Below are 21,503 nucleotides of genomic sequence, written 5' to 3' on the forward strand. Positions count from 1 at the left end.
TAAGTGTATGCGTTTTTAGGGAACAGGTGTTGTGATGGCGCGAGGAATTTGCAGTGTATTGTGGTGTGATTTACCCGCCAGGTATCGGTTGCGAAACAGGGCGAAGTGATCTGCCAGGCCCTTCGCCGCCGCGTTATCGCCGGCCTGGTACAGCAGGGTGGCGGCCACTTCGGCGGTGCAATGATGCCCGTCGCCGTGGGATTCCCGTAGCCGGTAGGAGGATAGGGTGTGCAAATCCAGGGATAACACCGGAAAATCAGCCAGATAAGGACTCTTGCGGAACATCTTTCCCGCTTCCGGCCAGGTGCCGTCCAGCAAAATGAACAGCGGCGGCAACGCCTGCGGTCTGATTTCATTGAGCACCCGCCGGCCGGCCGGGACATTCTGTGCCGGGAATACCACGTAGGGCTGCCGTCCGCTGTCATTCACCGCTGCCAGCAGCGCCGGCGCCGGTTCGGTGCGGGACCAGAGAAACGCCTGGGTGTCCGGCAGGATATCCGCAATCAGCCGCCCGGTATTGCTGGGTTTCAACGGTTCCGAATCAAACATGATCAGACAAAACCGGCTCAGGGCCTGGCGGGGCGTGATATGATCGCACAGGCAAACGGGAAGCGGCAGCAGGCAGCCTTCACAGCGTTTGACCCGGCAACCGCGGGCGCGAAAAGGTCTGGTGGCGAGTGCAAGGCGGTATTGACGCAAGGCCAGCACGGCATTTTGTGTCATAGGTTGCTCAAGTAAAAGAGAGAGTTTACCGGACCTATGGCAAGAAAAGGTAATTTTTTTCAGTGGGCGAGGCTTTGCAGCCGTGGCGGGAATCTCTCCCCGGCACGGCTGCGGATAGCGACGACTCAGGAGGCTTTTTGGATGGAGAGCCCTTCGTCAAGCCACTCTTCAAACGGCCCCTTGGGCATGGCGCCGTGCAGTGAATCCACCATTTGGCCCTGTTTGAAGACCATGATGGTGGGAATGCTGCGGATCTTGAAGCGGGCGGCCAGCTGCGGTTCGGCCTCGGTGTTGACCTTGAGGAACCGCACCTTGCCGCGGCGTTCGCCGGCCACGGCTTCATAAACTGGTGCAAAACCGACGCAGGGACCGCACCAGGGCGCCCAGAAGTCGATTACCACCGGCAGGTCGTCCTGCAGCAGCTTGTCCAGGGTCTGGGCAGTGGCGTGGGTGACTTTACCGTCCAACAGCGCCTCGCCGCAGCGGCCGCACTTGGCGCCGTCGCTGACTCTTTCGTCCGGCAGGCGGTTGGTGGCCTGGCATGATGGGCATACCGTATTCATATAATAACCTCGCGGAGCGGCGAGCGGCCGCTCTTTATCTGAGCAATGATCTCAAGTATGGTGAAAGACCGGGCGGGTGACAAAATGATTTACCCGATGGCTTTGATAGTTGCCGGCTTTAACGCCGGTGCGGTAGCTAAAAAGAGCAAGATCGGGTAATCTTCGCGCCCAGCACTCGGGTGGAGAAACAAATGAGCGATTCGCTGAAGGGTAAAAACAATAAAGTCCGCGTCATGTACGTGCGTAAAGATGAAGAGGAAGCGCCCCGTCGTCCCGCGCGTTCTGCGCCGCAAGGCCGCGACAGCGCCAATAAGCGCGGGGAAGCGCCGCGCCGCGGCGAGGGGCGTCCCCGCCGTGACCGACCGGACGACGGGGCCGGCCGCCGGGATAAACCCGCCGCCATGCCGGATTCGCCGTGGAAAACCCATTATCAGAGCGAGGATGAACCGCTGGCGGCCGATCACGGCGGCATCAGCGGCAAAAGTTTTATCGACCCCGAGCAGCTGCGCCGCCAGCGTGCTGAAGAGACCCGCGTCTACGGTGAGAACGCCTGTCAGGCATTATATAAAAGCCGCCCCGACTCTATTGTCCGCGCCTGGTTCGTGCAATCCGTCACGCCCCGTTTTCGCGATGCGCTGCGCTGGATGGCCGCCAATCGTAAAGCCTATCATGTGGTTGATGATGAAGAGCTGGCCAAGGCTTCCGGCACCGAACATCACGGCGGCGTCTGTTTTTTGATTAAAAAACGTACCGGCCTGGACGCTGAATCCTACCTGCAACAGACGGTGGCAGTGGAAAAGGACTGCGTTATGGCGCTGGAAGACGTGTCCAATCCCCATAACCTCGGCGCCATATTGCGCAGTTGCGCGCATTTCGGCGTCAAAGGGGTGATGGTTGATGATAGCGCGGCGCTGGAATCCGGCGCCGCCATACGCACCGCCGAAGGCGGCGCTGAGCATATCAGCGCGATCCAGACCGATAATTTGCCGGAGGATCTTGAACGCTTCCGCCAGGCGGGATATACGGTGGTGATTAATTCCGGCCGGCAGGGCAAGCCGCTGGCCTCGGTGACGATGCCGGCAAAGATGGTGCTGGTGCTGGGCCAGGAAGGCAACGGACAATCGGAAGTGATGGCCGAAACCGGGGATCTGTCGGTGTCTATCGGCGGTACCGGCCGGGTCGCCGGCCTGAACGTATCGGTGGCGGCCGGGATTTTGCTGGCGGAGTGGTGGCGGCAGCATCTTTAAAGTGTCAACCCGCCTATCAGGCGGGGTTATTTTCAACCAGCAATTCATCCAGCTTATCCAGCAGCTTGCGGGTCACCGCTTCAAGCTGCTGTTTCTCTTCAGACGTCAACGTCGACCATAACGCCATTAGACTTTTATGCTGCGGCGGCAGCAGGCTGTTCAGGAAGGCTTCCCCGGCGTCGGTGAGATGCAGATGCAGGCAGCGGCGATCGCTTTCGCTCTCCTTGCGCTCAATCCAGCCGCGTTTTTCCAGCTCGTCGGCGATACGGGTGGCATTGGTACGGGAGGATCCCAGCGCGGAGCTGAGTTCCGAAGGTTGTATGCTGAAATTGTCCTGGGACTCCAGAGTGAGCAGCGCCATAAACAGCGTTTCGTTTATTCCCTGGGCTTTCAGCATGCGATTGCGGTTTTCCAGCAGTTTTCCCTGCATATGCATGCACAGGCGGGTCAGCAAGATTTCCTGGAAAGGAAAACCGGCCCGCCGCTGGGCGCGCTGGGTCAACATATGCTCTATGGGCGTAAAGGAACTTTCCATAATGATTATCACCTCATTAGTTACTGTAGGTATAGTAACTAATGTAATCACTGGTGTATATATTTTCTACATAAAAAAATAAGCAGCCTATGTATAGCGCCATCAGAACGGCAGAAATTTAAAGACCAGTCCGTAACACAGCGCTCCGGCCAAGGTGGCGATTATGATGCTGCGGGTTCGGTAAAACAGCGCTATCAGCACCGTGAATCCGGCCAGGGTGGGCACCAGCTTATGCGTGTCGCGCAGGACGTCCGGTACGCTTGAAACCACCAGCAGGGCGCAAATGGAGGCGATGCCGATACCGTCCAATATCCGGCCTATCCAGCGGCCTGGATAATGTTCGCCTTTGCCGGCGCCCGACCCCAGACGCAGGGGAAGATAGCGGAACAGATAATTGGCCAGGCCGACCACCAAACCGATAATGATGACGGTGTGACTCATCCGCGCTCCTTGGCGGCTGTTTTACCCGGAACGGCCAGGGCGGCCAGGCAGCCGCCGCCGATGCCCGCCAGTATCGCCATGGGGATCGACAGCAGCAGCAGGCCCGCCAGCGCTCCCGTCAAGGCGGCCGCCAGTACCGGCGCCTGGCGGCGCTGGAACGCCGCCAGCAGGAAACCGAGGAATAACGCCGGCAGCATAAAGGTCAATGCCGCTTCCAGCGCCGGGTAGGCATTCAGCGGACCGTTGCCGCACAGCGCGCCGGCGGCGGTGCCCAGCACCCAGGACCCCCACGAGCATGCCGCGACGCTTAGCATCCAGTTTTCCGACCAGCGCCGGTTGTCCTTGATTAATTTGGCGATGGCCGCGGCGAATACCTCGTCGGTCAGGCCAAAGGCCCATACGGCGGTTTTACGCGGCGACAGGCCGCCCCGTATATGATGGCGCAGCGCCGGACCATACAGCAGATGCCGCACATCCATGGCCATTACCGTTAACGCCGCGACCCAGATGGATATGCCGGCGCTCAGCAGGGTGGTTATCACGAACTGGCTGGCGCCGGCGTAGATAATGCAGGAGAGGAAAATGCCTTCCAGCGGGGTGAAACCCAGTTTGACGGCGTTCATTCCAAAAGCGAACGCCACCGGCACATAACCGATAACGATGGGCAGGCTGTCAAAAACGCCCTCGCCGAATGTCGCCTTCGGCAGCGGCAGGGTGTCGTGGGGATATTCCATATACGCGGTCCTCTCCGTGCTTTATCCGCATCCCGGCGTGAGATTCACGGGAAAATCCGGATAGAAAATGGAAAAGATTATTCCCGATCCGCGGCGAAAATACGAGGGGCGAACGTGCTGCCTGTCCGCCGGCCCGCCCGCTATGGCATCACCCATGCGCGCCTTCCAACTCCTTGCCGTCGCTCCGGCGCTTAACCGGGTTTCGCTATTTTGCCGTGGCGGCGGTGCTTATCCAGCTGTCAAACAGCTCTTGATGAGCAGCAATCCAGCCATTGGCGTGCCGTTCGATATCTGCCGACGAAGCCTGTCCTTCGTGCATGCGAAGATTCTGTGCATTCACATCGGCGATGGGCAGCTTCATGATAGCAAACAGTTTCGCCGCGGCCGGATTGGCCTGCGCCCACTGCTTGTTGGCGACGATGCGCATACTGTTGACCGGAAAACCGTAATCGGCGCCATTGGGGAGTTTGGTGCTGAGGGTTTTCTGCGGACCGGGCAGCGAAGAGAACGGCACCTGTAACCAGACCACGTCCCGGCCGGGCACCAACACATCGCTCACCCAGTATGGCGTCCAGGTATAATAAAGAATCGGTTTTCCTTCTTTGAATCGGGCAATGGTGTCGGCGATGATCGCCGCATAATTTCCCTGGTTATGTTCGACCGTATCGCCCAGTCCATAGGCTTTGATTTGATGGTTAATCACCGCCTCACAGCCCCAGCCCGGCGTACAGCCGGCCAAATCGGCCTTGCCGTCGCCATTGGCATCAAACAGCGCGGCCAGTTTGGGATCTTTTAACTGGTCGATGAAGACAATGTGGTATTTGTCAGCGGTTTTTTTATCGATCAAATAGCCTTGGGCGGCGCCTTGCACATACTGGCCCTGGCGATAAAATTTATCCCCGCCCCCGGCGGCCTGGTATTGATCGGCATGGAGCGGATCCCAGTTCACCGCCATAAAGGTGGCGTCGCCGGCGGCAATAGACGTGTAAGCCACGTTATAATCCACCTCGCGTATGGGCTTGATATCGTAGCCCAGTTTTTCCAGGGCTTTATCCACCAGCAGGGTCTGAAACGTCTCTTCGGTCAGGGTACTTTGCAGCGGTTGCACCGCGATGCCTTTACCGGGCTGGCCGGCGGCAAAAGAAGTCTGTGCGGCCATGGCCGCGGTGAACGTCAGCGCCCAAATCGTTTTATTTCCCATGGGTAGTCCTTATCAAATAGTCAGTAGGTGTAGCGAAATGCGCGGCATTCCGGCCCGGCATCGAAGCGGGAACGGGTCCGGAAGATCATCGCGATTTTATAACCTGCCCGGTGAGGGCAGGCCGTTAACAGAACGAGGCTATGCCATCCGCCGGTGCTTAAAGCGTCGGTTTTTTGATGAAGGGCCGGGTGAGCAGACCTAACGGGCCGCCGGCATACCAACGGCCATGCACGCGGTTACGGCTATCCCGCCCCATGGATTGCGTCAGCCGATCGAGGATAATGGCCAGGATCACGATGCCGGCGCCGCCGATGGTCGCCAGGCCCATGTCCAGCCGGCCGATGCCGCGCAGTACCATCTGGCCCAGTCCCCCTACCGCAATCATGGAGGCGATGACCACCATGGAGAGCGCCAGCATCAGCGTCTGGTTGATGCCGGCCATAATGGTGGGCAGCGCCAGCGGCAGCTGTACCTTGAACAGCAGCTGGCCTGGGCTGGCGCCGAAAGATCCGGCGGCCTCCAGTAAATCCGCCGGCACCTGTTTGATACCGAGTATCGTCATGCGCACCACCGGCGGCAGTGCGAAGATAATGGTCACCACCACCCCCGGCACATTGCCGATGCCGAACAACATGACTATGGGTACCAGATAGACAAACGCCGGCGTGGTCTGCATAGCATCCAGCAAGGGCCGGATATAGCGGGCGGCCCTTTGGCTACGGGCCAGCCAGATGCCCAAAGGCAGGCCTAAAACGATACAGAACAGCAGCGAGGTCAGCACCAGCGCCAGGGTGACCATGGCCTGTCCCCAGGCGCCGATGGCACCGATAATCGTCAGCGACGCCAGGGTGGCGACGCCCATGGCCGGGGTCGCTATCTGCCAGGCCAGCAGGGCGAACAGCACGATGGCGATAGGCGCCGGCAGCGCCAGCAAAACATGCTGGAAGCCGCTCAGAATGAAATCCACCGGTACACGGATGCCCTGGAAGAACGGGCGAAAATGCAGCACCAGCCAGTTAATACCAAGGGTTACCCAGCTATCCAAAGGGATGAGCGTATGGTGAAACGGATCCAGCAGCGTGAAATGCTCCGGCGCCGCCGCCGGTCCGCTGTTCAGCCAGTCGGCGCCCGGTTGGGCCAGAGGGTGGCCGGCCGCGGCGGAGTGGCTGGAGGCGGCGTTGTTCCATGCATCGGCGGGGGCATTCGCCCCGCCGGCCTGGGCGCTTTGCGCCGCCGTGTCCCCTTGGGGCAACGGCGCGCTGTTCCACGGATCGGCGGCAGGGGATGCGGCGCTCTGGACGCCGGTAGCGTTGGCCGATGAGGCGCCGGCCTCTGATGGGCTTGGTAATTTATTCATTGGTCGCTCCTTCCCGATCTAATGCCTGCAGCAACATGCCTTTGGAGATCACGCCGATATAGCGGTTTTCCTCACCTACCACCGGTACGGCACAGGGCGCCTGAGCCACGGTGGAGATCATCTCGTTTAACGGCGTATCGGCGGGTACCGGGATCGGACTGTCGAGCAAGGCCTGTTCCAGCGGCAGATTAGCGGCCAGGACGGCCTTCAGTGAATCCACCGACACCACGCCGATGAACTTTTGCCCCCGTTCCAACAGATAACCGAAGTCGCGATCCTCATCCTGCAAAAGCTTCAAGGCGGAGCGCGGGCCGAAGCCAGGGGTTTTGCGGATCAAGGTGACCGGGCGCCGCAAGGCGATATCCCGGGCATTAAAAACATGGCTGACATCCACGCCGCGAAAGAAGGTGCGGACATAGTCATTGGCCGGGTTCTTCAGAATGTCCTCCGGCGTGCCCACCTGTACCACTTCGCCGCCCTGCATAATGGCAATGCGATCGCCGATGCGCATGGCTTCGTCGAGATCGTGGGAGATAAATACGATGGTGCGCTGGTGGCGGGCCTGCAGGTTGATGAGCTCATCTTGCATCTCGGCCCGGATCAAGGGGTCAAGGGCCGAAAAGGCTTCGTCCATCAGCAGGATATCGGGGTTATTGGCCAGCGCCCGCGCCAGACCCACACGCTGGCGCATGCCGCCGGAGAGCTGGTCCGGCCAGGAAAACGCCTGCATCTCCAATCCCACCTGGGCCAATGCCTCGACGGCCTTGGTCCGGCGTTCGCCCGCGGGTATGCCGGCCAGCATCATGCCGAAGGCGGTATTGTCCACCACGTTGAGGTGGGGCATCAGGGCGAAGGATTGGAATACCATGCTGATTTTCTTGCGCCGCACCTCGCGCATGGCTTTATCCGAGATCTTGGCGATATCGACGCCGTCAATCAGGACTTCGCCCCGGGTCGGTTCTATCAGACGATTGAGAAGGCGTACCAACGTGGATTTGCCGGAACCGGATAATCCCATGATGACGAATATCTCGCCTTCTTCAATGGCCAGAGAGGCATTTTTCACGCCCACCGTCAGACCGGTTTTTTCGAATATTTTATCTTTGTCGAGTCCCGTTTTCAGAAGCTTAAGCGCCCGTTCGGGATGGTCGCCGAATATTTTATACAGATTCTTAACTTCAAGTTTAACAGCCATGCAATTATTATTTCCCTGTGTTGCTTATACTATTTTGATTAGCCCTGGTACATAGAAAAAGGTTGTATACCCTAACATACTGAGCTCATTAGACAACCCCTAATCGACCCGTGCATGCCATATTCTACCGGCGGGGAAAACGTATTTCCTGCGATTTATCCAGCTATGACAGGCGTTTGGCGGACTATTTCCGCCCTTGGATTCATTGCTGCCGCTTATGGCGCAAGAGGGCTTATTTTGTCTTGGATGTTGAAAATAGCCGGTATGGTAAAGCTGATTTCTGCTTCAGGGAGAATGTTCTATGCGATTATTTTTTTATAAAATTTTAAATGAAAAAGAGGTATTTTAAGAAGAGGATATATTGTTTTAGATCTATCAGAATTCACTATTTATTAAATGACCGTAGAAAAGGGATATTACCACCGTTACCAGGGTAATATCCCGCAGGGTATATATATTAAAATGCCCAGTCCTCGTCTTCGGTATTCACCGCCCGGCCCATGACATACGAGGAGCCGGAGCCGGAGAAAAAGTCATGATTTTCATCCGCATTGGGCGACAGGGCGGATAAAATCGCCGGATTGACCGCGGTCATGGCCGCCGGGAACAGCGCCTCATAACCCAGATTCATCAGCGCCTTATTGGCGTTGTAATGAAGAAAAGCCTTTACATCCTCGATCCAGCCGACGCCGTCATATAATTCCGCGCTGTAGACCAGTTCATTCTCGTACAAATCCTGCAACAGGTCATAGGCGAAGCTCTTGACGGATTCCCGCCGCGCCGCCGTACAGTGTTCCAGCCCGCGCTGGAACTTATAGCCGATATAGTAGCCATGCACCGCTTCATCACGAATAATCAGACGGATAAGGTCGGCGGTATTGGTGAGTTTCGCCCGGCTGGAATAATACATGGGCAGGTAGAAGCCGGAATAAAACAGGAAAGATTCCAAAAAGACGCTGGCGATTTTTTTCGTCAGCGGATCTTTCTCGCGGTAATATTTTTCGATAATGGCCGCTTTATTTTGCAGCGCGCCGTTCTGCTCGCTCCAGCGGTATGCGGCATCTACGTCCGCCATCGGACACAGCGTGGAAAATATCGAACTGTAGGACCGCGCATGCACCGCTTCCATAAAGCTGATATTCGAAAAAACCGCTTCTTCATGAGGCGTGGCCGCATCCGCCATCAGGGCCGGCGCGCCGACGGTATTTTGCACCGTGTCCAACAACGTCAGGCCGGTAAATACCCTGATGGTCAGCTGTTGTTCCCGGTGGGAAAGTGTCCCCCAGGAAGTCACATCATTGGACAGGGGTATTTTTTCCGGCAGCCAGAAATTGGCGGTGAGGCGATTCCAGACCTCCAGATCCTTATCGTCTTCCAGGCGATTCCAGTTGACCGCCTTGATGGTACGCAGCGTGCGAGCTGTTGTCATGGCCGTGGGTTCCTTGGTTTACAGTGCGCAGGAGACGCAGCCGGCGACTTCCGTCCCCTCCAGCGCCAACTGACGGATGCGGATGTAATACAGCGTCTTGATGCCTTTTTTCCAGGCATAGATCTGCGCCTTGTTGATATCCCGGGTGGTGGCGGTATCACGGAAAAACAGCGTCAGCGACAGGCCCTGATCCACATGCCGCGTGGCGGCGGCGTAGGTGTCGATAATTTTTTCCGGCCCGATCTCATAGGCGTCCTGGAAATACTGCAGATTGTCGTTATCCATATAGGGAGCCGGATAATAGACCCGTCCGGTCTTGCCCTCCTTGCGGATCTCGATGGGAGACACGATGGGATGGATGCTGGAGGTGGAATGATTAATGTAAGAGATAGAGCCGGTGGGAGGCACCGCCTGCAAGTTTTGGTTATACAACCCGTGCGCCATCACCGAGTCACGCAGAGCCAGCCACTCCTCGCGGCCCGGCAGGGCGATGCCGGCGTCGGCGAATAAACTTCGCACCCGTTCCGTTTGCGGTTGCCAAACCTGCTCCAGGTACGGACGAAAGTACTCGCCGGAAGCATAACGGGAATCGCCGAAGCCGCTGAACGACTTCCCCCGTTCAATGGCCAGCCGGTTGGAGGCCCGCAGGGCATGATAGGTCACGGTATAAAAATAGATATTGGTAAAATCCACCCCTTCTTCGGAACCGTAGTAAATATGTTCCCGCGCCAGGTAGCCGTGCAGATTCATTTGCCCCAAACCGATGGCATGGGATTCGTCATTGCCTTTGACAATGGAGGGAACGGAAGCGATCCGGCTCATGTCCGACACCGCGGTTAAGCCGCGCACGGCGGTTTCCACCGTATTGCCGAAATCCGGCGAATCCATGGTGCGGGCGATATTCAGCGAACCGAGGTTACAGGAAATATCCTTGCCCACCTCGCGGTAGCTTAAATCCTCATTGTAAAGCGTGGCGCTGTTCACCTGCAGGATCTCCGAACAGAGGTTGCTCATATTGATCCGGCCGGCGATGGGGTTGGCGCGGTTAACCGTATCCTCGAAAACCATATAGGGATAACCGGATTCGAACTGGATCTCCGCCAGGGTCTGGAAAAACTGCCGGGCGTTGACGGCGGTTTTGCGGATGCGGCTGTCCGCCGCCATCTCATGGTATTTCTCGCTGATATTGAGCTGGGAAAATGGCGCGCCATAGACCCGTTCCACGTCATAGGGAGAAAACAGATACATCGGGCGGTTGTCACGCGCCAGTTCAAATGTGATATCGGGGATGACCACGCCCAGGGACAGGGTTTTGATGCGGATTTTTTCATCGGCGTTTTCCCGCTTGGTATCGAGAAAGCGCATGATGTCGGGGTGGTGGGCATGGAGATAGACCGCGCCGGCGCCCTGGCGCGCCCCCAGCTGATTGGCATAGGAAAAGGCGTCTTCCAGCATTTTCATCACCGGGATCACCCCTGAAGACTGGTTTTCAATGCGTTTAATGGGCGCCCCAGCTTCCCGCAGGTTGGTGAGCATAAACGCCACGCCGCCGCCGCGTTTCGACAGCTGCAGCGCCGCATTGACCGAGCGGCCGATGGACTCCATATTGTCTTCGATGCGCAGCAGGAAACAGGAGACATATTCCCCGCGCTGCTGTTTGCCGCAGTTGAGAAAGGTCGGCGTGGCGGGCTGGAAGCGGCCGGTCATCATCTCTTCCATCAAGCGGACGGCCAGGGCGCCGTCGCCGGCGGCCAGGGTCAGCGCCACCATGCAGACCCGGTCTTCATAACGTTCGAGATAGTGCCGGCCGTCAAAGGTTTTCAGGGCATAACCGGTGTAGAACTTCAGGGCTCCCATAAAGGTCTGGAAACGGAAATGGTGCGCATCCGCCCGTTGGTACAGCTCGGCGATAAATTCAGCGGAGTAGGGCGCCAGTACCCCCGCTTCGTAATAACCTTCCGCCACCAGGGCGTCCAACCTGGCCGCGGGGGACGGAAACCGCCGGCTGTTGGGGATGACATGCTGCTGTAGGTAGCAGTCTATGGCCTGACGATCTTTATGGAATTGTATCTTGCCTTCCGAGTCATACAGATTCAGCATGGCGTTTAAAGCATGATAATCCGCCAGTTCCGGACCGGGGCGGGTGATGTTCAGTTCTGTCGTTGCCAAAATTCGGTCACTCCTTCACGTACCTGGCGCACGTCTTCCGCTGTTCCCAGTAATTCGAAACGATAAAGAAAGGGAACCTGGCACTTTTTGGCGATGATGTCGCCCGCCAGACAGAACGCCGCGCCAAAATTCCGGTTACCGGCGCCGATGACGCCGCGCAGCCAGGAACGATTCGTTGCATCATTGAGAAAACGGATCACCTGGGGCGGTACCGCCCCGTGCCGGCTACCGCCGCCATAGCTGGGAGTAATCAGGATATAGGGGCTATCCATTCGCAGCCGCTGCGACGTCGCCAGGGGAATCCGCACGCTGGGCAGGGAGACCTTGCCGACGAAGCGGTGCGTATTCTCCGAGCTGCTGGAAAAATAAACCAGGGTGGCCATAGCGGTTTACGAGGCCATGGCCGCGGCGGCCAGACCGCTTATCTTGTCCGGCCTGAAGCCGCTCCAGCTGTCGCCGGCGGTTTCCACCACCGGCACCTGCTGGTAGCCCAGGGAACGGACATAATCCAGCGCCTGCCTATCCTGCAGAATATCCACTTTCCGATATAGAAGGCCTTTGCTGTCCAGGGCGCGACAGGTGGCGTGACATTGAACGCAATCCGGTTTAGTGTAAATAGTAATGCTCATGATTCGTATTTACCTCTCAAGTAACAATCCCAAGTGGATTTGTGCGGCACGGGTAGTGGTGGAATCTGTCGTTAATACTATATGTAGATATTATTTTTATCAACCACGCAATATATGGTGTTAATGCAGGGGGAAGGCAAAGCGGCGACATAAAAAAACCGCTCTTTGGCAAGAGCGGTCAGACTGCCGACAAACGTACTCGGCGTTAATAAGTAGGGACAGGCTGCCAGAAGAGTAAACCGTCCGCGCCAGGGACGGCGCGGATCGAGCCTCCAGGGACGGATTTACGGCGTGTTTACGATCTGGCGGCCTGTCCCCACCGGGCACTTTGTCAACAAGCTCGCCGCTCTTTGGCAAGAGCGGTCAATATTGCCTGGTCAGGAGGGTCAGCGGCCGGACACCCGGCCGGGCAGTAATTTTAACGGCGGGATAATAGCACGCCGAGGACTATGCCTACCGCGGTGGTGATGCCCAGGCTCTGCCAGGGTTTTTCAACAACATAATTTTTGGTCTGAATAGCGGTATCGCGCGCATACTGGCCCAGACGGCTGGTGCCGTTCACGCGGGCACGGGCATCTTTCAATACGCCTTTGGCTTTGCTGCGCAACGCGTCCAGCTGTTCTTGCGTTGTTTTTTCGGAAGTGTTGAGCAATTCATCCAAAGTGTCGGCTAACAGAGAAACATCGTCTTTGATATCCCGTTGGATCCCGTCTTTTTCAGTATTCGTAAACATGTGTTTCTCCCTTTCGGTTATTGAGTGATTTAACTTTAGTTCATTCAGGGGCTTCTTGCTGGCATGCCGGCGGTTTCGGGCTGGATTACACGAGATAAAAACAAAATTCCAGCAGGGGACACGCAGGGGCCGGGATAGGCGAAACGGGCGGCCGGTCAAGCCTTTACAGGCGAAGCGGGGGAAAGGGATAGGAAAAGTTTTCCGATTTTTGGAATATTCCGAAAAAGCGCCGGCCGTCTACAGACGAGCCCCTTAACTGATTACATTACTGTGAAACTTCACCCGGACTAAAAGAGGACGAACCATGTATTTAAGACCCGATGAAGTCGCTCGCGTACTTGAAAACGCCGGTTTTGAAAGAGATTATATCACTCAACAATGCTACGGTTACCGCAAAGGGCATCATTATGTCTACGTTAACCGGGAAGCCAAAATGGGCCGAACCGCCCTGGTGGTACACCCTTCCCTGCGGGATAAAAGCAGCCTGTTTGCCGCCCCGACCTCGCCGGTACGCTCCAGCGACAGCTACCGCGCTTTCCCCGCCGACCCTCAGGGCACGCCGGACAGTCATTACGGAATACCCCACGGCTTCAGTTCCCGCGCGTCGCTGCACCATTATTTGAAAAAGATGTTCAATTAAGCGACTCATTAAGGGACCGCGCCATTATGGCATACAGCTCGGCGCGCCCATGGCGATTGAACAGACGCTGCTCTTCAACGCTGTCGAGGTGGGTTGCGGAGAATTGTCCGGCAAAGCTTCTGAGCGTTTCCTTGGGGTAGGCTTTCCCAACCCGCGAAAGTGAATCTCCGGCAAGACTTTCCATAGCTTTAGCAACAAAAAGACCACAGGCGTTGGGTGCGTTTTCTTGTAAATTATCGTCGATAAATGTCACCTCTTGCTGCTGTCCGACCCCGCAGCGATGGGCAAGATCAACCAGGTAATTTTTCTCGTCGTTATTCAAATAATGCGAGCTGTCCAGGACGATCGCTTCTTTTTGCTCATCTGCGTTGATAAACCAGCCGAACAGAATCCAGTGGTCACGGAAAAGCAACGGAATAAAGCCGGCCGCGGGTTCCGAGGCGGATATGCCGTCGGAAGCATTATAGGCTCCGCCAAACGACATGCGCCGGGAGTCGGCATCAGGGGATTCCAGCGATAAGAGCACCCGTCTGTGGTTCCCATCAGTAACCTCACTCTGGGAAACGTTGGCGGCGGGATAGAATGTGAGGGTGCTATCGACCTCAAGCGCGTTGGCAAAAGCGTCTATTTCGGCTGAGGAAATGAATCGATTGGTTGCCAAAGCCGATTCAGCGGTATTCTCTTCCAATTCACTGACATAGTGTAAGAATATTGATGAATTCTGTAATTTACCAAAGAGTTCAGCCTGCTGTTCCGACCCGCTTTGGGCTTCGAAAGCGGCCATAAGCAACAATGAGGCAGGCAATTCCCATATGTCGGTGCTTTCACGCCGCGTGTTTTGGTTTCTTTGCTGAACCAGGGTAAAAAGCCGCAGGCTGTCTTTGCCTATCTGCTCTCTTAGCCGGGTATCGTCGGGTCCCTTGCCGCGATATAAATCGAAAAGACAATCTTCAGCCTCGGCCCCCCTCTCACTGGCTTCGCAGGCCAGGGTGAAGAGGTATTCAATACTTGCGGTATCGTTTCGTGTGGCCCGCTCCTTAAGTTCGTCAAGCAAACGGCGGTCTTCCGTGGGCCACCGATCGTAAAAGGAATTTTTTTCCGGATAATCAGACGGTATGCCCTTAGTATTTACCGGCGATGGTTGAATATCGAAGGCCATTTTTTTCCCTTTAATAAGCAAGTTAGTTCAATTCTATAATTTGTATTTCCTCTTGGCTTTCATATATCGCCATTAGCGATTCGCTGCTTGGCTTTGCTGTGTAGCAGCGGAAACGCCTGCACTTTTTTGATGAAAAAATGCAACATTTGCACTCTTAACGCTCATTTATTATACGCCCAGGGACGCTGGCGCCGGCAGCAAACCTAATGATTACATAATTAATCAGTTAATTAATTGATTAGTTAATTGATGGCACGCTAGTTGCTAATTTAAAGGGTAACGCCAGGTCACGGCCACGGGCGTTAGGACACATTTTTGGCTGATCCGCCCTGATTATCGGGTTAACCGGGTAAAGACGTTTCAGGAGTTCCGAGGAATGAGAAAACTATTTATGCTGCCCCATACGCTGTTGCTGTGCGCAGGTTTGGCTCTGGGAAGTATGGTTTACGCAGCGGACGGCACGCCTATCGCCATGGATAAAACCTTGCACGATATGCTGCCGGAAAACATCAAGAACCACGGCTATATCAATCTGGTTACCGATGCCCACTATCCTCCCTGCGAAGTCTTCGCCGAGGATAACAAAACCATGCTGGGGTTCGAACCCGATTTGTGGGATGCCCTGGGCAAGGTGCTAGGGGTGGCGGTAAAGCCGGTATCCATTGATTTCGACGGTTTGATTCCCGGCGTGAAAAGCGGCCGTTACGATATGGCCATGGAGTGCATCTCCGACAGCCTGGAGCGGGAAAAACAGGTTACGTTCGTGAATTACGCCTATGCCACCAATGAAGTCTATACCCTGGCGGGCAACAAAAGCATCGTCAGCGATCCGTTGTCCCTCTGCGGCCTGAAGGTGGGCGTACAGTCCGGCACTGATTTCCAGCATGCCGTGACGGAAATTTTCAGCCCCAACTGCGTTAAGAACGGCAAGCCGGCGATTAACGTCACCACGCTGCCTTCGGCGGATGCCGTACTGCTGGCCCTCTATTCCGGCCGTATCGATTTTGTCCTGAATGACGCCGCCGCGGCGGCAGCCATTAAAAAAGCGGCGCCACGTCCGATACGCACCGTCACCATGCCCCTGATGCCGAGGTATTATCTGGGCATCGTGGTGAAGCCGGATAACCAGCAGCTGGCCCAGGCCTTGCTGGGGGCGTTAAAGGTGCTGTGGGACAACGGCGAGTATGACCGCATCATGAAAAAGTGGGATTTGGATCCGGTGAAGCTGGAGCAGCCGGGCATCAATCTCTTCACCACCCGTCCCATGTAATCCGGCGGTGGCGGGCAATATGCAATCGGTAAGTCCGGCGCGGGGAGCAGGCCCGCTTGTCGCCGACGTCACCATGGCGTGCGACGTGCTGGTGGTGGGGTCGGGAAGCGCGGCCCTCAGCGCGGCCCTCGCCGCGTCCGTGGCGGGGCTGTCGGTACTGGTGATGGAAAAGGCCGAAAGCCTGGGAGGGACCTCTGCCATGTCCGGCGGCGCGGTGTGGGTGCCGGCCAATCATCACGCCCTGGCGCAGGGGGTGGCGGACAGCCCGGAAGAAGCGTTGACCTATTTACGCGCCACCGCCCCGGACGGATGGCGGGAGACGGAGGACCCTCTTTGGCAGCAGTTTTGCCGCTGCGCGCCGGAGATGCTGGCCTTTTTGGAAAAACACACCCCGCTGCGCTTTGAGCTGACGCCGGAATCCGATCCCCTCATGGCCTTTGACGGGGCCAAAGCCTTCGGCAGGATGGTAACCCCCGCGCCTTTGCGGGCGGCGGTGCTGGGCTCCCGCCCCTGGCCCATCAGGACATCGCCGCTGCCGCAGGTGTACACCTATCAGGAAGTGATCCGCGAAGACATTTATCATCATCCGTTCCGGGTGGCGGCCAAACTGGCGCCGCGCCTGGTCTGGCGGCGGCTTACATCTACCCGGACCAAAGGCGCGGCGCTGATTACCGGGCTGCTGGCGGGGTGTCTGGCCAACGGCTGCCGGGTGAAGACGGCGGCGCGGGTGCTGGAACTGATTACCGAGGGGGAACAGGGGGTCACCGGGGCATGGGTCGCCCGGCACGGCCGCCTGATCAAGGTGACGGCGGCCCGGGGCGTAGTGTTGGCCAGCGGGGGATTCGAATGGGATGCCCGGCGCCGGGCCGTCCATTTTCCCGGTCCTTTCGATGCCATCTCCAGCCCGCGGACCAACGAAGGCGACGGGCATCGCATGGCGGAGGCGGCGGGCGCGCAGCTGGCCCATATGGATCAGGCCAACATCAGCGGATCCCTGCCCACCCGCTATGAAGGCCGGCCTTACGGTTTGTCGGTGTTTTTTCAATATGAACCGAACATCATTCTGGTGAACCGCCACGGCCGGCGGTTTACCAACGAATTCCAGTTCAATCTCGGCGAGGCGCTGGACGAGCGCTGTGAACAAAGCGGCCTGCCGCTGCATCTTCCCGCGTGGCTTATCGCCGACAGCCGGCTGCTGTGGCGGGCGCCGCTTTTGTCGGTCTGTGCCCTGCGCAGCAAAGGCTGGCTGCGCCGCGAGGCGACCTTGGGCGGGCTGGCGGCCCTGCTGGGGCTGCCGCCTGGCGCGCTGGAGGAGACGGTGGCGCGCTTCAACGCCTGTTGCGAACGGGGTGTGGACGAGGATTTTCAGCGCCATCTGGCCACCGGCCATGGGGCGGGAGATCGCCGTTTTCACGGCGGGTTAATGAAAATAGCGCGCGGTCCGTTTATCGCGATACCGTTCAACCGAACCTTCCTGGCCACTAAAGGCGGCCCGCGTACGGATGAATTCGGCCGGGTGATACACCGCGACGGCACGGTTATCCGCGGCCTGTATTGCGCCGGCGTCGCTATGGCCAATCCCATCGGCACCCGCGGCGTGGGCGCCGGCACCACCCTGGGACCGAATCTGACCTGGGGTTATATCTGCGGACGCGCCCTGGTGCATGGCGGCGACTCCGCTTCCTCTTCACCGGAGAAATAAAAGTAATGGAAAATACGCTGATGGCGGGGAAAACCGCGCTTATCACCGGCGGATCAAAAGGCATCGGCCGGGCTATTGCCCTGCGGCTGGCACAGGCTGGCGCCAATATTGCATTACTCCTCAGGCAGGATCGGGCCGCCGGGGAGAGCCTAATGGCGGAAATCCGCGCCCTGGGCGGCCGGGGAGCGGCCTATTATGGCGATATTACCGAGCGGGAGCAGGTAAGGGAGCACATTGCGGCCATCACCGCCGGCTTCGGCGGTATCCATATGCTGGTGAACAATGCCGGCGCCGTCGCCCAAGGCGCCTTATTGACCCTGGATGACCAGCAATGGCGGCAGGTGATTGCCACCAACCTCACCGGCTGTTTTGTGGTGGCCACCGAGGCGGCGAAACAGATGCGCGCCCAGGGCGGCGGCGGCATCGTCAATATCGCCGGCGCCTCGGCGCACCGTTGCTATCCCGGCGCCGGCGCTTTCGGCGCCAGTAAAGCGGCGGTAGTCAACCTGACCCGGCAAATGGCCGTTGAATGGGCGGATTACGGCATCCGGGTTAATGGCGTCAGCCCGGGGCCCATCCGGGACGCCGACGATGACTGGCAGCAACGGGAGCCGCAGCTGGCGGCGGAAGTGGCCCGCTTGCCGCTGCGCCGCGCGGGTTTGCCGGAGGAAGTGGCGTCGGCGGTGTTCTATCTGCTCAGCGACGCCGCCTATACCACCGGCCATATGCTGGCGGTGGACGGCGGTGGCCTTTGCACCTGGTATATGACCCGATGAACAGCCGGGCTTTTCATTCTTATTCATAAAGAGGAACCCAACATGCCCGACACCACGACGCCGGCGGTTGCCGCATACCAAGTGGTAAAACAATTCCACGGCAATGAGATCCTCAAAGGCGTGGACATCCGGATCCGGCGGGGGGAGGTTGCGTGCCTCATCGGCCCTTCCGGCTCCGGTAAGTCCACCTTTTTACGCTGCATCAACCATCTGGAGAAAATCGACGGCGGGGCGCTGTATGTGGAAGGTGAGCTGATGGGCTACCGTCAGGTGGGGGATAAGCTTTATGAGCTCAAGGAAGCGGAGATCGCCCGAAAACGCGCCGGAATCGGCATGGTCTTTCAGCGCTTCAATCTTTTCGGCCATATGACCGCCCTGGAGAATGTCATCGAGGCGCCGCAGCGGGTACGCAAAATACCGCGTGCCGAGGCGCTGGAGCAGGGCAAGGCGCTGCTGGCACGGGTGGGATTGTCCCATAGGTTTGACGCCTATCCCTCGCAGCTTTCCGGCGGCCAGCAGCAGCGGGTGGCCATTGCCCGCGCGCTGGCGATGAAGCCTACCCTGATGCTGTTTGACGAGCCCACCAGCGCGCTGGATCCGGAATTGGTGGGAGAAGTGCTGGATGTGATGCGGGATTTGGCAAAAGAGGGAATGACCATGGTGGTGGTAACCCATGAAATGGCGTTTGCCCGGGAAGTGGGGGACAGCGTCGCGTTTATGGATAACGGCGCGATCATTGAGAAGAGCTCGCCGGAGGAACTGTTCCAGCGGCCGCAGCACCCGCGAACCCGCTCGTTTTTGGCTAAATATCTTTCACAGTGATGGGCTATGTTTAATATATTGTTTTTAAAGTATTTATTGTTAATTGAAAAATTAAATTCAGCGCTGGATTTTCATTGACAGTAAGAGAATGCAAGTGCATATTATTAATTAACTGATTAATTAAATGTGTGGCTGCCATTGCGCTATCCTTCTGCGGTTAAGAGAGATGAGATGACAGACAATCAGCAATACCGTGCCATGCGGCAGCGACAAATAGACGCCGCGCACGAAAAAGCGTTTCCCCATGATGCCCTGGTGGTCATACCCACCCGTTACCCCGGGCGCTGGATTTCAGTGGCGGTGTGCGTTTTGCTGCTGATCCTGCTTATCCGGTCCATGGTGATGAATGAGAATTTCGGCTGGTCCATTGTGGGGCACTACCTGTTTTCTCCCATTATCCTGTCGGGATTATGGGTAACGGTATGGCTGACGGCGGTGATTATGGCCTTGGCGATTGTGCTCAGTGTTTTTATCGCCACGCTGCGGTTATCCGCCAACCCGCTGTTGTCGCGTTTCAGTTCCGGCTATATCTGGTTCTTTCGCGGTACGCCGGTGCTGGTGCAGTTGATTTTCTGGTATAACCTGGCCGCGCTTTATCCAGAGGTCTATATCGGCATACCCCACGTGTTTACGCTATACCAGGGCAGTATGAACGATCTGATTACCCCCTATACCGCCGCCATATTGGGATTGGGATTGAACGAGGCGGCCTACATGGCGGAGATCATCCGGGCGGGCATGTCATCGGTGGATACCGGTCAGCAGGAGGCGGCTCGCGCGCTGGGCATGAATAAAGGATTGTGGTTGCGACGCATTATTTTGCCGCAGGCGATACCCTTTATTATCCCTCCCACCGGGAACCAGGTGATAGGGATGCTGAAAACCACCTCGTTGGTCAGCGTGATTTCGTTATCGGATTTGTTGTATTCGGCACAATCTATTTATTCTCGGACGTTTGAAAATATTCCGTTACTGATTGTTGCCTGTATTTGGTATTTATTTGCCACCACGATATTGAGCTGGATACAGGGGCGGATTGAAAACATATTCCGTAAAGGTCAAACCGCCGATAGATTCGCTCGGAATTAAAGGTTGGACGGGAGCAGGCAATGAAATTGGGATTGTTTAATTTAATGTCATACCAGGATAATCCGCAGGGAATCCAGGGCGTCATTAATGATATGCGCAGCATGGTCGGCCTGGCGGAAGAAATAGGGTTTGAAACCGCCTGGTTTGCCGAACACCATTTCAGCAATTATTCCATCAGCGTATCGCCGCTGTTAATGGCCGCGCATATGGCGGGATACTGCCGGCGAATCAAACTCGGTACCGCGGTTATCGTTTTGCCGCTGTATGAACCCATGCGCCTGGCGCAGGAAATCGCCCTCGTGGACCGGTTGACCGACGGCCGCCTGGTGTTGGGCATCGGCAGCGGCTACCAGGCCTACGAATTTGACCGCTATGGCATGGACGTGGCGCGGCGCAACGATATCCTGCTGGATAAGTGGGCATTTATCGAGTCGGCGCTGGTGGACGGACAGACCGAGACGCTGTCATGGCAAGGGCAGCACATTAAAACGGACTTTTTGCTCAGGCCGCTGCAGCAGCCCCTGCCGCCGGTGTTTATCACCACCGCCCAGCCGGCGCTGTTGCAGCGATTCAGCCGTTGGCGGCCCACCGCCTTCATGACCGCCGGCTGGCGCGGTTCGCCGCGGCTGAAAACCATGGTGGACGACGCCCGGCGGGAATGGCATGAGGCCGGCCTGCCGGCGGATACGCCGGTGGCGGTACAGCAGTATATCCATGTCACCGACAGCAAAAAAGCCGCCCTGGAAGCCGCCGAGCGGGCGCTGTTCGTGGCCCGGATGATTGCGGCGCTGCACGGCAAGGAGATGAGTACCGAAGGCGCTTTTATCCACGCCCCCAAATTCCCTGATGAACCGGATGCCTCGGTGATTCGGGATAATCTGATTATTGGCGATGCCCAGCATGTGGCCGAACGTATTATCCAGGAAGTCAAGGATTTGAATCCGTCCCATTACAACTGTTTTTTCCAATTTGGCGATATGCCCATTGCCGCCGCCAGGCAATCATTGGAAAAATTCGGCCTGGAGGTGATTCCATTATTGGAACGGGCCTTGGGTAAAGTCACGGTGGATATTCGTTAAGTCTTATTAC

General features: G+C 57.3%; 24 protein-coding genes. 10 read left to right on the plus strand and 14 right to left on the minus strand.

All coding sequences use genetic code 11. From position 1 onward, the window contains the following. Positions 1-15: 15 nt before the first annotated feature. Positions 16-723, minus strand: a complete 708-nt coding sequence (locus tag ACL2XO_RS06735) for a tRNA-uridine aminocarboxypropyltransferase (protein WP_203522645.1) — start codon at positions 721-723, stop codon at positions 16-18. Positions 724-848: 125 nt separating this feature from the next. Beyond that, positions 849-1,286, minus strand: a complete 438-nt coding sequence (trxC, locus tag ACL2XO_RS06740; RefSeq protein ID WP_132923195.1) for a thioredoxin TrxC — start codon at positions 1,284-1,286, stop codon at positions 849-851. A 191-nt stretch (positions 1,287-1,477) separates the two neighbouring features. Between trxC and ACL2XO_RS06745 the strand changes: the two genes are divergently transcribed. Next, complete coding sequence (locus ACL2XO_RS06745) at positions 1,478-2,533, plus strand: tRNA/rRNA methyltransferase (protein ID WP_413726713.1); 1,056 nt, start codon at positions 1,478-1,480, stop codon at positions 2,531-2,533. A 16-nt stretch (positions 2,534-2,549) separates the two neighbouring features. Here ACL2XO_RS06745 and mprA read toward each other — a convergent pair whose 3' ends face one another. From mprA to proV, 6 genes are all read right to left on the minus strand, one after another. Further along, positions 2,550-3,068 carry a transcriptional repressor MprA gene (gene mprA, locus ACL2XO_RS06750; RefSeq protein ID WP_132923193.1) on the minus strand — a complete coding sequence of 173 codons (519 nt, stop codon included), beginning with the start codon at positions 3,066-3,068 and terminating at the stop codon, positions 2,550-2,552. Between the two features lie 102 nt (positions 3,069-3,170). Next, positions 3,171-3,509 (minus strand): L-valine transporter subunit YgaH, encoded by a 339-nt coding sequence (ygaH, locus tag ACL2XO_RS06755; RefSeq protein ID WP_132923192.1) that lies wholly within the window; start codon positions 3,507-3,509, stop codon positions 3,171-3,173. Continuing rightward, a complete protein-coding gene (locus ACL2XO_RS06760) occupies positions 3,506-4,243 on the minus strand; it encodes an AzlC family ABC transporter permease (protein ID WP_203522642.1) in 738 nt (245 codons plus the stop codon). The genes ygaH and ACL2XO_RS06760 overlap by 4 nt, the downstream gene beginning before the upstream one ends. Positions 4,244-4,448: 205 nt before the next feature. Next, positions 4,449-5,444 (minus strand): glycine betaine/L-proline ABC transporter substrate-binding protein ProX, encoded by a 996-nt coding sequence (gene proX / locus ACL2XO_RS06765; RefSeq protein ID WP_413726714.1) that lies wholly within the window; start codon positions 5,442-5,444, stop codon positions 4,449-4,451. A gap of 157 nt (positions 5,445-5,601) precedes the next feature. Beyond that, the gene (gene proW / locus ACL2XO_RS06770; protein ID WP_413726715.1) at positions 5,602-6,801 is read right to left on the minus strand and encodes a glycine betaine/L-proline ABC transporter permease ProW; all 1,200 of its coding nucleotides are present in this window, start codon (positions 6,799-6,801) and stop codon (positions 5,602-5,604) included. Then, positions 6,794-7,996: a glycine betaine/L-proline ABC transporter ATP-binding protein ProV gene (gene proV, locus ACL2XO_RS06775; RefSeq protein WP_413726716.1), complete on the minus strand. Its 1,203-nt coding sequence runs from the start codon at positions 7,994-7,996 to the stop codon at positions 6,794-6,796. The genes proW and proV overlap by 8 nt, the downstream gene beginning before the upstream one ends. Before the next feature lie 114 nt (positions 7,997-8,110). On the opposite strand from proV, the gene ACL2XO_RS06780 reads away from it, so the two are divergent. Beyond that, positions 8,111-8,317 (plus strand): hypothetical protein, encoded by a 207-nt coding sequence (locus ACL2XO_RS06780; RefSeq protein WP_413742432.1) that lies wholly within the window; start codon positions 8,111-8,113, stop codon positions 8,315-8,317. 136 nt (positions 8,318-8,453) lie between these two features. Here ACL2XO_RS06780 and nrdF read toward each other — a convergent pair whose 3' ends face one another. The 4 genes from nrdF to nrdH are packed head-to-tail and all read right to left on the minus strand — an operon-like array spanning position 8,454 to position 12,223. After that, on the minus strand, positions 8,454-9,425 hold the full coding sequence (gene nrdF / locus ACL2XO_RS06785; protein WP_413742433.1) for a class 1b ribonucleoside-diphosphate reductase subunit beta: 972 nt from the start codon (positions 9,423-9,425) through the stop codon (positions 8,454-8,456). 18 nt (positions 9,426-9,443) lie between these two features. Continuing rightward, positions 9,444-11,594 (minus strand): class 1b ribonucleoside-diphosphate reductase subunit alpha, encoded by a 2,151-nt coding sequence (gene nrdE / locus ACL2XO_RS06790; RefSeq protein ID WP_413742434.1) that lies wholly within the window; start codon positions 11,592-11,594, stop codon positions 9,444-9,446. Further along, entirely contained in the window at positions 11,576-11,977 is a 402-nt protein-coding gene (gene nrdI / locus ACL2XO_RS06795) for a class Ib ribonucleoside-diphosphate reductase assembly flavoprotein NrdI (RefSeq protein ID WP_132923184.1), read from the minus strand. The genes nrdE and nrdI overlap by 19 nt, the downstream gene beginning before the upstream one ends. Positions 11,978-11,983: 6 nt before the next feature. Continuing rightward, a complete protein-coding gene (gene nrdH, locus ACL2XO_RS06800) occupies positions 11,984-12,223 on the minus strand; it encodes a glutaredoxin-like protein NrdH (RefSeq protein ID WP_132923183.1) in 240 nt (79 codons plus the stop codon). Here nrdH and ACL2XO_RS06805 point away from each other — a divergent pair. After that, complete coding sequence (locus ACL2XO_RS06805) at positions 12,222-12,347, plus strand: AgrD family cyclic lactone autoinducer peptide (RefSeq protein ID WP_413726720.1); 126 nt, start codon at positions 12,222-12,224, stop codon at positions 12,345-12,347. The genes nrdH and ACL2XO_RS06805 overlap by 2 nt on opposite strands. Before the next feature lie 294 nt (positions 12,348-12,641). On the opposite strand, the gene ACL2XO_RS06810 is transcribed toward ACL2XO_RS06805, so the two are convergent. After that, entirely contained in the window at positions 12,642-12,956 is a 315-nt protein-coding gene (locus ACL2XO_RS06810; protein WP_132923181.1) for a DUF883 family protein, read from the minus strand. Between the two features lie 304 nt (positions 12,957-13,260). On the opposite strand from ACL2XO_RS06810, the gene ACL2XO_RS06815 reads away from it, so the two are divergent. Continuing rightward, on the plus strand, positions 13,261-13,596 hold the full coding sequence (locus ACL2XO_RS06815; RefSeq protein WP_132923180.1) for a DUF2002 family protein: 336 nt from the start codon (positions 13,261-13,263) through the stop codon (positions 13,594-13,596). On the opposite strand, the gene ACL2XO_RS06820 is transcribed toward ACL2XO_RS06815, so the two are convergent. Beyond that, on the minus strand, positions 13,589-14,755 hold the full coding sequence (locus ACL2XO_RS06820; RefSeq protein WP_413726721.1) for a hypothetical protein: 1,167 nt from the start codon (positions 14,753-14,755) through the stop codon (positions 13,589-13,591). The two genes, ACL2XO_RS06815 and ACL2XO_RS06820, sit on opposite strands and share 8 nt — an antisense overlap. Before the next feature lie 376 nt (positions 14,756-15,131). Here ACL2XO_RS06820 and ACL2XO_RS06825 point away from each other — a divergent pair, with 376 nt between their 5' ends. The 6 genes from ACL2XO_RS06825 (at position 15,132) to ACL2XO_RS06850 (ending at position 21,493) form a co-directional block, all read left to right on the plus strand. After that, on the plus strand, positions 15,132-16,025 hold the full coding sequence (locus ACL2XO_RS06825; protein WP_243701463.1) for an ABC transporter substrate-binding protein: 894 nt from the start codon (positions 15,132-15,134) through the stop codon (positions 16,023-16,025). A 19-nt stretch (positions 16,026-16,044) separates the two neighbouring features. Then, positions 16,045-17,727, plus strand: coding sequence for an FAD-dependent oxidoreductase (locus tag ACL2XO_RS06830; RefSeq protein ID WP_413726722.1), 1,683 nt, complete (start codon positions 16,045-16,047; stop codon positions 17,725-17,727). Positions 17,728-17,732: 5 nt separating this feature from the next. Next, positions 17,733-18,503, plus strand: coding sequence for an SDR family NAD(P)-dependent oxidoreductase (locus tag ACL2XO_RS06835; RefSeq protein WP_413726723.1), 771 nt, complete (start codon positions 17,733-17,735; stop codon positions 18,501-18,503). A gap of 42 nt (positions 18,504-18,545) precedes the next feature. Further along, positions 18,546-19,325, plus strand: a complete 780-nt coding sequence (locus ACL2XO_RS06840; RefSeq protein WP_132923177.1) for an amino acid ABC transporter ATP-binding protein — start codon at positions 18,546-18,548, stop codon at positions 19,323-19,325. Between the two features lie 171 nt (positions 19,326-19,496). After that, a complete protein-coding gene (locus ACL2XO_RS06845; protein ID WP_341785745.1) occupies positions 19,497-20,414 on the plus strand; it encodes an amino acid ABC transporter permease in 918 nt (305 codons plus the stop codon). A gap of 20 nt (positions 20,415-20,434) precedes the next feature. Continuing rightward, positions 20,435-21,493: an LLM class flavin-dependent oxidoreductase gene (locus ACL2XO_RS06850; RefSeq protein ID WP_413726724.1), complete on the plus strand. Its 1,059-nt coding sequence runs from the start codon at positions 20,435-20,437 to the stop codon at positions 21,491-21,493. Positions 21,494-21,503 lie beyond the last annotated feature (10 nt).

The organism is Sodalis sp. RH15, assembly GCF_047324255.1.
Taxonomy (GTDB): Bacteria; Pseudomonadota; Gammaproteobacteria; order Enterobacterales; family Enterobacteriaceae; genus Acerihabitans; species Acerihabitans ligni.